Raw genomic sequence first — 14,234 nt, forward strand, 5'->3', positions numbered from 1 at the left:
GGCCGGGATGCCGGGCCGTCGTCCTTCGAGGCTCGCTCTACGGCGCGGTTGCGCCGCAGAGCGAGCGCCTCAGGATGACGGTGATGGTGCGCTGCGCTCGCAATGACAGAGGGTTTCAGAATCCCGCGACGCTGCCGTGCAGGTCGTATTGGTCGGCTCGCTCGATCTTCGCGGTGACGATCTCGCCGACGCGCAACGGGCGGCGGCTGGAGAGATAAACCGCGCCGTCAATCTCCGGCGCGTCGGCCTTGGAGCGGCCTTTTGAAACCGTCGGGCCGACCTCGTCGATGATGATCTGCTGGCGCGTGCCGACCTTGCGCTTCAGCCGGCGCGCGGAGATCTTCTGCTGGCGGGCCATCAGCGCGTTGTAGCGCTCCTGCTTGATCTCTTCGGGCACGGGGTTCTCGATCGCATTCGACGTCGCACCGGCAACCGGCTCGTATTTGAAGCAGCCGAGGCGATCGATCTCGGCCTCATCCAGCCAGTCAAGCAGATAGGCGAAATCGGCATCGGTCTCGCCGGGGAAGCCGACGATGAAGGTCGAACGCAAAGCGAGATCGGGACATTCCTCGCGCCAGCGCTTGATCCGCGCCAGCGTCTTGTCCTGCGCTGCAGGGCGCTTCATCGCCTTCAGCACCTCGGGGCTCGCATGCTGGAACGGGATGTCGAGATAGGGCAGCACCTTGCCCTCGTTCATCAGCGCGATGACCTCGTCGACATGCGGGTAGGGGTAGACATATTGCAGCCGGACCCAGGCGCCGAGCTCGCCGAGCTCGCGCGCGAGGTCGAGGAATTTGGCGCGGACCTGGCGATCCCTCCACGGGCTCTCGGCGTATTTGAGATCGACGCCGTAGGCGGAGGTGTCCTGCGAGATCACCAGCAGCTCTTTGACGCCGGCGCTGACAAGGCGCTCGGCCTCGCGCAACACGTCGTTGGCCGGACGCGAGACGAGATCGCCGCGCAGCTTCGGGATGATGCAGAACGTGCAGCGGTTGTTGCAGCCCTCGGAGATCTTCAAGTACGCGTAGTGGCGCGGCGTCAGCTTGATGCCCTGGGGCGGCACCAGATCGAGATGCGGATTGTGGGCGGGCGGCAGCGCGCGGTGCACGGCGTCCAGCACGCTCTCATATTGCTGCGGGCCGGTGATGGAGAGCACGCCGGGATAGGCTTGCTCGATCTGCTCGGGTTCCGCGCCCATGCAACCGGTCACGATCACCTTGCCGTTCTCGGCCATGGCCTCGCCGATCGCCGAAAGCGATTCCTGCTTGGCACTGTCGAGGAAGCCGCACGTATTGACGATGACGATGTCAGCCCCGTCATGCTTGCGGGCGAGCTCGTAGCCCTCGGCGCGCAGGCGCGTGATGATGCGCTCGGAATCCACCAATGCCTTGGGACACCCGAGCGACACGAAGCTGACCTTGGGCGCAGCCGTCTGATCCATATCTGATCTGCCTGATTGACAGGCCTGAGCTAGTCCCAATTGCCCATAATTACAACCCTTTGCATCGCCCTCCGGCATGCTATGGATGAATCGCCGGGTGGTGAGTGAGCTATGAGCGCCGAACAGTCGCCTAAAATCGTGATTGTCGACGAAAGCCCGATCCGGGCTGCGATCCTCGAGGAAGGGTTGCGGGAGGCCGGATTCACGCAAGTCGTCCATATCCGCGAGATGCAGAGCCTGCTCGCCCGTATTTATGCGGTGGATCCCGACATCATCCTGATCGATCTGGAAAACCCCAGCCGCGACGTGCTTGAGGCGATGTTCCAGGTCAGCCGCGCCGTGAAGCGGCCGATCGCGATGTTCGTGGACCAGAGCGACTCAGCCTCGATCCAGGCGTCCGTGGAGGCGGGAGTATCCGCCTACATCGTCGACGGGTTGAAGAAGGAGCGCATCAAGCCGATCCTCGACCTCTGCGTGTCCCGCTTCAACGCCTTCGCAAAACTCCAGGAGGAGCTGGAGCGCACCAAGTCGCAGCTCGAGGACCGCAAGATCATCGAGAAGGCCAAGGGAATTTTGATGAAGGTCAAGGGCCTCACCGAGGACGAGGCCTACGTGCTGCTGCGCTCCACGGCGATGCGCGAGAAGAAGAAAATCGGCGAGATCGCGCAATCGATCATCACCGCGTCGGAGATGCTGAAATGACCGGTCCCCTCCGCATCGGGTTCATCCCGCTGGTCGACGCCGCCGCCCTGATCGTCGCCGTCGACAAGGGCTTTGCTGCCGCCGAAGGGCTCGAGGTCGAGCTGGTGCGCGAGGTCTCCTGGTCCAACGTGCGTGACAAGCTCAATATCGGCCTGTTCGACGCCGCGCATCTGCTGGCGCCGGTCGCGATCGCGTCCTCGCTCGGGCTCGGCCACGTCAAGGTGCCGATCGCGGCGCCCTTCAACCTCGGCATCAACGGCAACGCGATCACGGTCTCGCCTGCGCTTCACGCCGCGCTGATGGAGGAGATCGACGGTGACCGCTTCGATCCGCTTGTCACGGCGAACGCGCTGGCGAAGGTCGTCGCGAAGCGGCGCAAGCTAGGTGCCGATCCGCTGACCTTCGGCATGACCTTCCCGTTCTCGACCCACAATTACCAGCTGCGGTTCTGGATGGCGGCGGCCGGCGTCGATCCGGACGAGGATGTGCGTCTCGTGGTGCTGCCGCCGCCCTACATGGTCGATAGCCTCGCCAATGGCCATGTCGATGCGTTCTGCGTCGGCGCGCCCTGGAACTCGGTCGCGGTCGATCTCGGCATAGGCCACATCCTGCATTTCGTCTCCGACATTCTCGTGCGCGCTGCAGAGAAGGTGCTGGCGGTTCGTCAGGTCTGGGCCGACAAGCATCCGGATGTGGTGGCAGCGCTGGTGCGCGCGGCCGTGAAGGGCGCCGAGTTCATCGAGAACCCCGCGAACCTGTCTGAAGCGGCGCGGATCCTGGCGCAGCCGGAACGGATCGGCGTCGATGCCGAAGTCATTCAGCGAACCCTCACCGGGCGCCTGAAGATTTCTCCCGACGGCACCCTCCGCGAGAGCGGTCGGTATCTCCTGGTCGGACGCGAAGGGGCAGGGCGCCCCGATCCGGTCCAGGCGGCCTGGCTCTATGCGCAGATGGTGCGCTGGGGGCAGACCGCACTGACGCCGGACGGCGTCAAGACCGCGATGGCCGTGTTCAGGCCCGATCTCTACGACGCAGCCCTCGGTCAGCCATCGCCCGCTGAAGCCCCCGCGGCGTTCGGGGCATTTGCGGGCCCGGCCTTCGATCCCGGTAACATCCGCGGGCATCTGGAGGCCTTCGAGGTCGGACGCTGGAAGGCCTGATTCGGTTCTGCATCGTTTTTAGGCGGAAGAGATCATCGGCTAAATTTTGGGCCGCCTGCTCGAATTTCATGAGAGTTCCAGACCGCGATTTTCCGGGCTCGTCTGTATCCATCTGAAATCAAAGCAATTTTCATTTCATCGAAGCTGGCACGCAACTTGTATGTTGCAGTGCGGCCAGCTTGTCACAGACGCCTGCTGAGCCAAGTCCCGCAGCAACGAAGCTGACCGGACCGTTGGGTGCGCAGCCGGCTTCTTGAGCCAGCCGAGTTCCTCGCGGGTCGCGCAATTTTCCGTCGATGCCACCCGGTGGCCGCAGGAGCTTCGTTACCGACCATGAAAATCGATACGCTCTCAGTCGACTTTTCCGACGAGCAGAAACGCTATCTCGAAGGCTTCACGACCGGTTTGCAGATCAGCCGGGTCGGTCGCGGTCTCGGCGGCAGCGCCGGCAAGGCCAATGCCGAGCCCACGGGCCCCGACGCCGTCCACATCAAGGCGCAGGACAAGGTCATCGCAGCCGGCAAGAAGCTCGCCGACCAGGAGAAGTTCAAGCGCGACGAGCATCCGTTCGATGCCTATCCGCGACTGCGGCAGCAGGCGCTCGACAACGCGCCGCCGAGCCCGGCGGACAATTTCCGCTGGCGCTATTACGGCATCTTCTACGTCGCGCCGACGCAGGACTCCTACATGTGCCGGCTGCGCATCCCGAACGGCATCATGAAGCACTGGCAGCTGTCCGGCCTTGCCGATCTCGCCGACGATCTCTGCGGCCCGTACAGTCACGTCACGACGCGCGCCAATCTCCAGCTCCGCGAGATCCCGCCGAAGAATGCGATCAGGCTGATCGAGGGCATCCAGGACCTCGGCCTGTGCTCGCGCGGCTCTGGCGCCGACAACATCCGCAACGTGACGGGGACGCCGACGGCCGGCATCGACCCGCAGGAACTGATCGACACGCGCCCCTATGCGCGTGAGTGGCACTACCACATCCTCAACGATCGCTCGCTCTACGGCCTGCCGCGCAAGTTCAACGTCGCCTTCGACGGCGCCGGCAGGATCGCGGTGCTGGAGGAAACCAACGACATCGCCTTCACCGCGTTCGAGGTGAAGGATGGATTTGGCGTCGAGCCCGGTGTCTGGTTCCGCCTCGGCCTCGGCGGCATCACCGGCCACAAGGACTTTGCAAAATACTCCAACATCATCGTCAAGCCGGAGCAGGCCACCGCCGTCGCCGACGCCATCGTGCGCGTGTTCATCGATCATGGCGATCGCACCAACCGCAACAAGGCGCGGCTGAAATACGTGCTCGATGCCATGGGTCATGACGGCTTCCTCAAGCTTGTCGAGGAGCGGCTGAAGACGCCGTTCACGCGCGTGCCGGAAGAGGCGTTTGCGCCGCGGCCAGCCGCGGACCGCATGGCGCATATCGGCGTGCACAAGCAGAAGCAGGACGGCTTGAACTGGATCGGCGTCTCGCTGACGCTCGGCAAGAACAGCTGCGATCAGATGCGGGGTTTGGCCAAAGTGGCGCAGGACCTCGGCGACGGCGAGATCCGCCTGACCGTCTGGCAGAACCTGCTGATATCGGGCGTGCGCGACGAGAATGTCGAGCTCGCCATCGCGGCGATCAAGCAGATCGGGCTCGCGGTCGAGGCCTCGCACATCCGCGCTGGCCTGATCGCCTGCACCGGCAGTGCCGGCTGCCGCTTCGCGGCTTCCAATACCAAGCGCAATGCCGCCGAGATCGGCGACTGGTGCGAGCCGCGCGTCGCCATGGACAAGCCGGTCAACATCCACGTCACCGGCTGCCATCATTCCTGCGCGCAGCATTACATCAGCGACATCGGCCTGATCGGAGCGCGCGTGCCGATCAACGACGAAGACACGGTGGACGGCTATCACCTCTTCACCGGCGGCGGGTTCGGTCCCGATGCGGATGTCGGGCAGGAGGTCTATCACGACCTCAAGGCCGAAGACGCGCCGAAGACGGTCGAGGGACTGCTCAAGGCCTATATCGCCCACCGCTCGTCGCCCGACGAGACCTTCCTGTCCTTTGCGCGCCGCCATGATGGCGAAACGCTGCGCAAGCTTGCCGATGCACAGGTGTCCGCATGAACCAGATCACGCCCCCGCCGAAACTCGACATCATTCCCGCCAGCGCGCCGTTCTCCGACGCGCAGCGCTCCTGGCTCAACGGCTTCTTTGCCGGGCTGCTGTCGCCTGATGTGGCCACGCCGTTGTCGGCGGAGCAGGGTGCCGCCGTCATGCAAGCCGGTGACGGCGACGACGGTGAAGCGCCATGGCACGACCAGGCCATGCCGATTGCGGACCGGATGAAGCTCGCCGAAGGCCGTCCCGTGCGCCGCAAGATGATGGCCGCGATGGCGCAGCAGGATTGCGGGCAGTGCGGCTACAATTGCCACGACTATTCGGAGGCGATCGCGGGCCGTAGCGAAGCACGGCTCAATCTCTGCGTCCCCGGCGGCAAGGAAACCGCGCGGATGCTGAAGTCGCTGTACGAGGAGCTGGACAAGGCGCCGGCGGCCAAGGCGGCCGACAAGGTGGATGCGGTGGCGGCGCCGGCCGTGACGGTGACGATCGCCGAGCCCGGCCGCTCGCGCGACAATCCGATCGCGGCGACGTTCCTGTCGCGGCGCCTGCTCAACAAGGGGAAGTCTGAGAAAGAGACCTATCACGTCGAGTTCGATCTCGCCGAGAGCAAGCTCGACTATGTCGTCGGCGATAGTTTTGGCGTGTTCGCACGCAACGAGGTCGGCCTCGTCGATCAGATCATCGCGCTGCTCGGCGCCTCCCACACCACCAAGGTCAACGGCAAGACGCTGCGCGAAGTGCTGATCGACGACGTCTCGCTGTCGCCGGCGCCCGACACGCTGTTCGAGCTGATCTCCTTCATCACCGGCGGCGCGCAGCGCGAGAAGGCGCGGGCGCTGGCACAGGGCGAGGATCCCGATGGTGACGCCGCCACGCTCGATGTCATGGCGGCGCTCCAGAAGTTTTCGGGCACGCGGCCGCATCCGGAGGCCTTCGTCGAGGCGCTGGAGCCGCTCCAGCCGCGGCTGTATTCGATCTCGTCCTCGCACAATGCGACGCCCGGAAAGCTGTCGCTGACGGTGGACTCCGTGCGTTACGTCATCGGCAAGCGCAAGCGGATCGGCGTGGCCTCGACCTTCCTCGGCGAACGCATCGCCGAGGGCGAGAAGCTCAAGGTCTATGTGCAGAAGGCGCACGGTTTCGGCCTGCCGCAGGATCCGAAGACGCCTGTCATCATGATCGGCCCCGGCACCGGCATCGCGCCGTTCCGCGCCTTCCTGCTCGACCGCAAGGCGACCGGCGCGCCCGGCAAGAACTGGCTGTTCTTCGGCCATCAGCGCAGCGATTGCGATTTCTTCTATCAGGAAGAGCTCAACGCGATGAAGACCTCGGGGCTGTTGACGCGCATGTCGCTGGCCTGGTCGCGCGACGGCGAGAAGAAGTTCTACGTGCAGGACCGCATGCGCGAGGTCGGCCGCGAGGTGTGGACCTGGCTTGCCGAAGGCGCGCATCTGTACATCTGCGGCGATGCCAAACGCATGGCCAAGGACGTCGAGCGCGCGCTGGTCGACATCGTCGCGCAGTTCGGGGCGCGTTCGACGGATGAGGCCGTCAGTTTCGTCGCCGAGCTCAAGAAGACGGGCCGCTTCCAGGCTGACGTCTACTAAGGCGCGAGCCGATCAGCGCAAATCGTCCCGGCGGCGCAACCGCCGGACGTCGCGCCGTTGGCCGCTTCTACTGTGCATGGGGTTGTTTTCGATAATTTTGTTTGGAGGGGGCTGAAGGCCTCCGCCCGGCTGTCATCCCACCGTCATCCGGGCCGGTTCCAGCTGGCTCGGATCTTAACGAATAAGATTCTCGGAACCCTTGGGTGCAGAGAATTTGCACCTGCGACGGGGCGCCTTCAGAGAACCTCCATCGCTATTTTCTCCGCCATCTTGCCTCCCGCCAGGGTTGATCCTTCATACTCCCACAAATGGGGCGTTGGAGATCGACCATGCGCGAACTATCGGCGGAAGCCAGGCTGCACTTCTACGCGCGCTCGCTCTCGCGTCGGACCGGGGCGAGCATGCATCACGTTGGGCTCTACAGCGCCTTCGCGGTCATCGCGGCCATCGTGTTCGGCACGCTCTCGGTGCATCCGTTCTGATTACGCCCCGCGCTTGAACGGCGCGACCTCGATTCCCGCATCCTTCAACGCCTGACGCAGGCCGCGCGCGATGTCGACTGCGCCCGGCGTATCGCCGTGGATGCACACCGTGTCCGTGCGCATCTTGATCACCTTACCAGTGACCGAAACCACCGCACCGTCCTGCACCATGCGCACCACGCGGTCGGCGATGGCCTTGGCATCGTGCAGCACCGCGCCGGGCTTCTTGCGCGAGACGAGGTTGCCGTCGTCCTCATAGGCGCGGTCGGCGAACACCTCGTGCACCATCGGCAGATTGGCCTCTTCGCCGGCCTTCACCAGCTTTGAATTGGCGAGCACGACGAAGATCAGGCTCGGGTCGACCGCCCTAATGCCGGCGGCGATCGCCTTGGCCGTCATGTCATCCTCGCAGGCGACGTTGGAGAGCGCGCCATGCGCCTTCACATGCGTGACCTTGTGCCCGGCCGCGGTCGCGATAGCCTGCAGCGCGCCAATCTGGTAGGCGACGAGGTTCTCGATCTCGGAAGCCTTCAGGCCCGCGATCGGATGGCGGCCGAAACCGTGCAGGTCGCGGTAGCCAGGGTGGGCGCCGACCGAGACGCCGCGCGCCTTCGCGAGCTCGACCGTCCGGCGCATGATGTCGGGGTCGCCGGCATGGAAGCCGCAGGCGACGTTGACCGAGCTGGCAAGCTCGATCATCGCGGCGTCGTTGCCCATCTCCCACGCGCCAAAACCTTCGCCGAGGTCGCAGTTGAGATCGATCGTCTTCATGGGGTGCTCTCCGCCTCTGGTCGTCTTGTCGCTTACGGCTCCGCCGTGACCTGCCAGGTCCCGGCATCCATGGCGCTCACCGCATAGCCCGCGACATTAGCATCGCTGAGCGCCTCGATGTTCAGCTCGACGGTATCGGAAGAGCGCAGGCGATCGGGCAGGTTGCGGATGAGTTGCGCGAACTTGCGCGCCTCCTCCTGCGCCTCGGCCATGGTGACCTCAAGGAAGCGGAACGCGGTTCCCGCCGAGGTCTGTGCGAGGCGGCCGACATCGGCCGTGATCACGGTTGCGATCTTCGGATAGCCGCCGGACGTGCCGCGATCCATCATCAGAGCGATCGGCGAGCCGTTGCCGGGGACCTGGATGCTGCCGTTGACGGTGCCGTCGGAGACGATGTTGTGGCCATGCAGATGCTTGATCGCCGGGCCCTCGAGCCGGTAGCCCATGCGGTCGGAGGTCGCCGAGATCTTCCACTCGCTATCGAGGAACAGCGCCTTGTTGGCGTCGTCGAACTCGTCGTCCTGCGGTCCGAGCAGGACGCGGATCGGACCTGTTGCAGGCTTCGGCAGCTCGATGCGCAGCTCGGGCGCGCCGCTTGCGGCATCAACTGTGAATTCATCGCCGGCCTGCAGCGGGCGCGGGTAGGGGCTGCCGAGGCCCGCGCGGGCGTTCACCGCAAGGCTGCCGAACACCAGTTCGCCTTTGATCCCGCCTTCGATCGCCAGATAAGTGAACGCGCCGCCGCGGGCAAAGCCCAGCGTCAGCGTCTCGCCGTCCTTGAGCGTCACTGACGTGTCCATGGCCACCGGCTTACCGGCGACGTCCGCATTGCGCGGCGCGCCTGATATCGCGACGCGCACGGCGCCGTCTTTGGCAGTGAACGTGGCCGCCGAAGGGGCCGATCTCGACGACGGCCGCGAACGGCGCGTTGCCGACCAGCGTGTTCGCTGCCGCCAGCGACAGACGGTCCATCGCCCCGCTGACCGTCAGGCCGTAGCGCTGCGCGCCGTGGCGGCCGCCGTCCTGAACGGAGCTTGCGGGACCGATGCTGGCGATCACGAGCCGGCTCATGCGACCACCTGCTCGGCGATGATCTCGCCAGCCTCGGCGGCGCGATCCTGTTCCTCGAAGGTCTTGTGGTCGATGGCAAAAAACGTCACGCGATCACCGGGTTCGGTGAGAAAGGTCGGATTCCGGTGGAGTTGATAGGTTCTGACCGGCGTGCGGCCGAGCAGGTGCCAGCCGCTTGGCGCGGCCAGGCACTGGATTCCGGCCTGGATACCGCCGATCGAGATCGTGCCGGCGGGCGTGAACAGCCGCGGGCTCTGCCGCCGCGACATGTGAAGGGATTTGTCGAGGCCGCTGAGATAGGACCAACCCGGGGTGAAACCGATCATGGCAACGCGGTAGTCGCCGGCGATGTGACGGGCGACGATGTCGTCGGGCGTGGTGTTCAGCGCCTTGGCGACATCCTCGAGGTCGATGCCGTGTTCGCCGCCATAGGCGACGGGAATGCGCCAGCGCCGCGCCTTCGTGGCCGGCGGCAGCGGCTGGCTGGCGAGTGCAAGCAGCTTTTCGCCGAGCGCGTCGAAGCCGATCTTGCCGGGGTCGTAATGCACCAGCAGCGAGCGATAGGTCGGAACGGTCTCGGTGATGCCGTCGATGGGGCTTGCTGCGAGCGCCTTGTCGAGCGCGAGCACGCGCTCGTTGGCGGCGTCATCGATGGTGCGGCTGAATTCGACCGTGACGGCGCTGTCGCCACTGGGCAGAAGGCGGGGCGGGGGAAGCGTCGCGGCCATGAGCTGTCGAAGGGCTGTCGAAATCGGGCTTCTCAGGAAATGCGGGCTCAGCCTTGAGTTCCGCTTTTCCTTGCTTCGCGTAAATGCGCCCGCAAGTCCAATAAATTAATGCAAGGGGAAACGATAAAGCGTTGTTATCGCGTCGCATAACAGCCCAGCGGCCCTGCGTTCTTGCTGGCCCTTTGGCCCTTGACGCAAGGGCTGCGGCTCGCAAGATGCCCGCGTTCTTTCCCGCCCATCCGGAGCTCGTTCTCGTCCATGTCGCTGTCCCCCGAAGCCCGCAAGACCCTCGCCGCCATCACCACTGCCACCATCACCACGGTCCTGCTGAAGAAGGGCCTGCGCAACGTGTGGATGCGCGGCGCGCGTCCGCTGCGTCCGGGCCTGCCGCGGCTGGTCGGGCCGGCCTTCACGCTGCGCTTCGTGCCGGCGCGCGAGGATCTGGCGACGCCGGAATCCTGGTCCTCGCCGATCTCGACCCGCACCGCGATCGAGGCGATGCCGGACGGCTGTATTGCCGTGGTCGATGCCATGGGCATCACCGATGCCGGCATCTTCGGCGACATCCTCTGCGCGCGCATGATGAAACGCGGCGTGACCGCACTCGTCACCGACGGCGTGGTGCGGGACGTCGAGGGCGTGCTCGGCACCAATCTTCCGGTGTGGTGCGACGGCTATGCCGCGCCGCCGTCGGTTGCAGGCCTCACCTTCGTCGGCTGGGGCGAGCCGATTGGCTGCGGCGGCGTTGCGGTGTTCCCGAACGACATCGTGGTCGCCGACCAGGACGGCTGCGTGCTGATCCCGCAGGCGATGCTCGATCACGTGCTCAATGAGGGCGTCGAGCAGGAGCGGATGGAAGCCTGGATCGTCAACGAGGTGAACAACGGCGCGGTGCTGCCGGGCCTCTATCCCATGAACGCCGAAACCAAGGCGCGCTACGCCGCCAGCAAGAAGTAACAGGAAACGAGGTATCCCATGGAAATCACCGTCGCAGGCACGCGGCCGACCCGCCGCGCGCCGAAGGAAAATTTTACGGGCACCGTGTTGCAGGACCCCGTGATCATGGCGCCGGCGCCGGCGCGGCTGAACTGCTCGCGCGTCGCCTTTGAGCCGGGCGCGCGTACCAACTGGCACCACCATCCGCTTGGGCAGACGCTCTACGTGATTTCCGGCGTCGGCCGCGTCCAGACCAAGGGTGGCCCCGTCAAGGAGATCCGTCCCGGTGACACCGTCTGGATTCCGCCGGGTGAACTGCACTGGCATGGCGCTTCGCCAAACAACAGCATGTGCCACATCGCCATGCAGGAAGCGCTCGACGGCGTCTATTCGACCTGGCTGGAGCCGGTGACCGACGCGGAGTACGGCGCGGCGCTGGGCTAATCTCTCGTGCCCCGGATGCAATGCAGCGCGTAAGCGCGGCGTTGCTGATCCGGGGCCCACAAGTCTCCTCAAAGCAAGAGCCCTTGGGTCCCGGCTCAGCGCAGCAACGCTGCGCGTTGCAGCGCGTCCGGGACGCGGCAAATCACATCCGCTCCGCCGTCCACGTGCCCGTGCACAGGGGGGCCGCGCCATGTGCCGGAGCCTGAAGCGCCGCTGAGCCGGCCGAAGCCGACGGCGCGTTTGATCCCGGTGCTCAAGGTGACGTTGATGCTGCCGGCATCGGCCACGCGGCCGGATGCTGAAACCACAGCGCTGCTCGATGCGATCTGACCGTTGCTGATGCCGATCGAGACCATTGCGCCGTTACCGCAAGTCTCGCTCGATGATGAGATGCGGACATTCCATGCGCCGTCGAAGGTGGAGGTCGCCGCGCCCGCCTGCGTCAGGGGGACGGCGATGGCTACAATGCTGGCGAAGAGACCTTTGCAAAATCTGTTCATGACACGCCCCGTTGGTTGACCATGGGGGGATCGTGGCATGAGCGCGGAACCCGCGATGTGAGGGCTGTCACGTGCGCAAGGGGCTCTGTGAGGTGGCGCACTCCGCAAAGAGATCGCGGACAAAAGTTAAAGGGGTCCGGATCGCGGGCCCCATGTCTCGGTTCGAACGTCGAAGCCGGACTCAGTCCACGCGCGTCCAGGTCTGGCCGCCGCAGAACATGCCGCCAAAGGCGCAGCCCTGCACGCGCAGGCGGTCGGTGCCCCTCATCGCGATCGTGGAATCGTAGGTCGAGCCGGAGTTGGGATCGAGGATGCGACCGGACCATTTCTGATCCTTGTTCTGGTCCTTGCCGGGCTTCATGTTGATCAGGACTTGCTCGCCGTTCTGGTTCGATTTGCTGTCGACCGAATAGCCGCAGAGATTGCTGCCGCATTGCTCGATGCGGACCTTGCCTTCCTTCTCCTCGGTGAGCCAGATGCCGAGCGGTGAATTGAGATCGCGCGCGGGCGCGGCTGCAGGAGCCGGCGGTGCGACGGCAGCCGCCTGAACGGGTGCGGGGGCCGGAGCGGGGGCTGGAGGCGGCGCCGGGGGTGCAGCAGCCACAGTCGGGGCCGGCGGCGGCGCCACGGCGGGCGCTGCCTGCTGCCCGACCGGAGCGGGCGCCGGAGGAGGTGCAGGCGGCGGCAACACGGCCGTTTCGGCCGGCGCGTTGCTGGCGGTTGCGGACGGCGGCGGAGCGGGCGGGGGCGGAACTGGCGGCGGCGCTGCAGCGGCGGGCGCCTGTTCGGTTGCGGGCGGCGCTGCGGCAGGGGCGGGAGCTGGCGCCGGAGCGGCCGGCGGTTGCGGATCAACCTTGGCCTGTTGCGGCGCCTGCTGGCCCGGGGTCGTCTCGTTCTTCTTGGCTTTCTTCGCCTTGCCCTGGCCGGTGTTATCGTAGACGCCGGGGATCTGCACCGTGCCGCGGTCCGGATCGATGCGGATGGTGCGCCCGCCATATTCGAAAGTGTACTGCGCCTGCGCAGCGGTGCTCGCCAAAAGGAATGCGGCCGTGGCCAACAGCTTCCTCATTTCGGTCTCCTGAACAACTGGCCCCGTACCGAGGCTTACGCGCCGGTTCGATCGCAAAAAGTGATCTAGATCACTGTTGTCCGTATGAGTCGTGCTCCAGCGGGTTCGGGTTCAATAACGCCGGACTCCGTCCAGAGTTGGACGGCGGCGCGGCGCACCTCTGGACGGGGTATGGGATGGGCAGGTACAACCGTTGTGGTTGAAGCTTCCGAAAGCGCACGCTGATGTTCCGGCCGCGGCTTGGCGGACTTATTCTGATCGTAGTCGCTTGCCTTGCTGCGACGCTGGCGCACGCGGCTGGGCTCCGGTTTATCGAAGTGCCGGCGGACGCCAGCGGCCCCGCGCTCACGGGCATGGTGTGGACACCTTGTGCGGCGCCGCCCTCCGAGGTCGCTCTCGACGGCGGTGTCGTCCTGCCGGGCGTGAAGGACTGTCCGGTAGCGGGCAATCGACTGCCGCTGATCGTCGTGTCGCACGGACGGCGCGGCTCGTTTTTGGGCCACGTCGACACGGCGGCCGCGTTGGCCGATGCCGGCTTCGTGGTCGCCGCGATCAATCACCCGGGCGACACTGCCAGGGACAGCAGCCGGACCGATGAGTTCTCCGTCCTGGTCGAGCGTCCCGCCGACATGAAGCGGCTTACGGATTTCATGCTCGGCGCCTGGAAGGAAGCGGCGGTCCTGGACCCCAAGCGGGTTGGTTTGTTCGGGTTCTCGCGCGGCGCCTATACCGGTCTCGTCGTGATCGGCGGCAACCCCGATTTCGGCGCGCTCGCTCCGTTCTGCGACAGCGACGGAGCCACGACGCCAAAATGCCGGGACATTCGCGAGAGCCGGGTACCGACCGAGCCCTCAGTCCACGATCCCCGTATCAGAGCCGCCATACTGGCGGATCCGGCACTTTTTGACGGCCTGTTCAGCCGCGAGCGTCTGGCTCGCGTGACGATCCCAATTCTCTTGTGGCGTTCGGCGTTTGGCGGTGATGGCGCCGTACCCGATGCTGTCGATGCGCTGGTGCCGCTGCTTCCTGCGCAGCCCGACTACCGGATCGTGCCGAACTCCACGCATTTCTCCTTCATTGCTCCATGCCCACCCAAGCTTGCCGAGGCCGCGCCGATCCCGTGCACCGATCCTCCAGGGTTTGATCGGATAGTGTTTCACGACGTGTTCAACGGCGCAGCCGTCGCCTTCTTCCGCGCGCGCCTGGAGTGA

The 14,234-nt window shown here is 65.5% G+C and carries 13 protein-coding genes and 1 pseudogene; 8 read left to right on the forward strand and 6 right to left on the reverse strand.

From position 1 onward, the window contains the following. Positions 1-115 precede the first annotated feature (115 nt). Positions 116-1,441: a 30S ribosomal protein S12 methylthiotransferase RimO gene (rimO, locus tag ACVJ5M_RS24550; RefSeq protein ID WP_166341298.1), complete on the reverse strand. Its 1,326-nt coding sequence runs from the start codon at positions 1,439-1,441 to the stop codon at positions 116-118. A gap of 111 nt (positions 1,442-1,552) precedes the next feature. On the opposite strand from rimO, the gene ACVJ5M_RS24555 reads away from it, so the two are divergent. The 5 genes from ACVJ5M_RS24555 to ACVJ5M_RS24575 all read left to right on the forward strand — a co-directional run bounded on the left by ACVJ5M_RS24555 (position 1,553) and on the right by ACVJ5M_RS24575 (position 7,504). Then, positions 1,553-2,143 (forward strand): ANTAR domain-containing response regulator, encoded by a 591-nt coding sequence (locus ACVJ5M_RS24555; RefSeq protein WP_027559205.1) that lies wholly within the window; start codon positions 1,553-1,555, stop codon positions 2,141-2,143. Next, positions 2,140-3,303, forward strand: coding sequence for a CmpA/NrtA family ABC transporter substrate-binding protein (locus ACVJ5M_RS24560; protein ID WP_354096464.1), 1,164 nt, complete (start codon positions 2,140-2,142; stop codon positions 3,301-3,303). The genes ACVJ5M_RS24555 and ACVJ5M_RS24560 overlap by 4 nt, the downstream gene beginning before the upstream one ends. A gap of 333 nt (positions 3,304-3,636) precedes the next feature. Then, positions 3,637-5,418, forward strand: a complete 1,782-nt coding sequence (locus ACVJ5M_RS24565; RefSeq protein ID WP_354097571.1) for a NirA family protein — start codon at positions 3,637-3,639, stop codon at positions 5,416-5,418. Further along, positions 5,415-7,022 carry a sulfite reductase subunit alpha gene (locus tag ACVJ5M_RS24570; RefSeq protein WP_063983231.1) on the forward strand — a complete coding sequence of 536 codons (1,608 nt, stop codon included), beginning with the start codon at positions 5,415-5,417 and terminating at the stop codon, positions 7,020-7,022. The genes ACVJ5M_RS24565 and ACVJ5M_RS24570 overlap by 4 nt, the downstream gene beginning before the upstream one ends. A 329-nt stretch (positions 7,023-7,351) precedes the next feature. Beyond that, the gene (locus tag ACVJ5M_RS24575) at positions 7,352-7,504 is read left to right on the forward strand and encodes a hypothetical protein (RefSeq protein WP_014495196.1); all 153 of its coding nucleotides are present in this window, start codon (positions 7,352-7,354) and stop codon (positions 7,502-7,504) included. On the opposite strand, the gene ACVJ5M_RS24580 is transcribed toward ACVJ5M_RS24575, so the two are convergent. The 3 genes and pseudogenes from ACVJ5M_RS24580 to pxpB all read right to left on the reverse strand — a co-directional run bounded on the left by ACVJ5M_RS24580 (position 7,505) and on the right by pxpB (position 10,074). Next, the gene (locus ACVJ5M_RS24580) at positions 7,505-8,275 is read right to left on the reverse strand and encodes a LamB/YcsF family protein (protein ID WP_063983232.1); all 771 of its coding nucleotides are present in this window, start codon (positions 8,273-8,275) and stop codon (positions 7,505-7,507) included. Between the two features lie 32 nt (positions 8,276-8,307). Continuing rightward, positions 8,308-9,346: pseudogene (locus ACVJ5M_RS24585) on the reverse strand (5-oxoprolinase subunit C family protein). Next, positions 9,343-10,074, reverse strand: coding sequence for a 5-oxoprolinase subunit PxpB (pxpB, locus tag ACVJ5M_RS24590; protein WP_063983234.1), 732 nt, complete (start codon positions 10,072-10,074; stop codon positions 9,343-9,345). Before pxpB ends, ACVJ5M_RS24585 begins: the two are co-directional and overlap by 4 nt. Positions 10,075-10,332: 258 nt before the next feature. Between pxpB and ACVJ5M_RS24595 the strand changes: the two genes are divergently transcribed. Together ACVJ5M_RS24595 and ACVJ5M_RS24600 are read left to right on the forward strand one after the other, a co-directional pair. Then, positions 10,333-11,031, forward strand: coding sequence for a ribonuclease activity regulator RraA (locus ACVJ5M_RS24595; RefSeq protein WP_063983235.1), 699 nt, complete (start codon positions 10,333-10,335; stop codon positions 11,029-11,031). Between the two features lie 18 nt (positions 11,032-11,049). Next, entirely contained in the window at positions 11,050-11,454 is a 405-nt protein-coding gene (locus ACVJ5M_RS24600) for a (R)-mandelonitrile lyase (RefSeq protein WP_063983236.1), read from the forward strand. 95 nt (positions 11,455-11,549) lie between these two features. On the opposite strand, the gene ACVJ5M_RS24605 is transcribed toward ACVJ5M_RS24600, so the two are convergent. Further along, positions 11,550-11,810, reverse strand: coding sequence for a hypothetical protein (locus ACVJ5M_RS24605; protein WP_354099694.1), 261 nt, complete (start codon positions 11,808-11,810; stop codon positions 11,550-11,552). Between the two features lie 325 nt (positions 11,811-12,135). Beyond that, positions 12,136-13,023: a DUF2147 domain-containing protein gene (locus tag ACVJ5M_RS24610; protein WP_354097569.1), complete on the reverse strand. Its 888-nt coding sequence runs from the start codon at positions 13,021-13,023 to the stop codon at positions 12,136-12,138. A 224-nt stretch (positions 13,024-13,247) separates the two neighbouring features. On the opposite strand from ACVJ5M_RS24610, the gene ACVJ5M_RS24615 reads away from it, so the two are divergent. Then, complete coding sequence (locus ACVJ5M_RS24615) at positions 13,248-14,234, forward strand: alpha/beta hydrolase family protein (RefSeq protein ID WP_354096469.1); 987 nt, start codon at positions 13,248-13,250, stop codon at positions 14,232-14,234.

The sequence above is a fragment of the Bradyrhizobium sp. S3.7.6 genome (genome assembly GCF_054061875.1).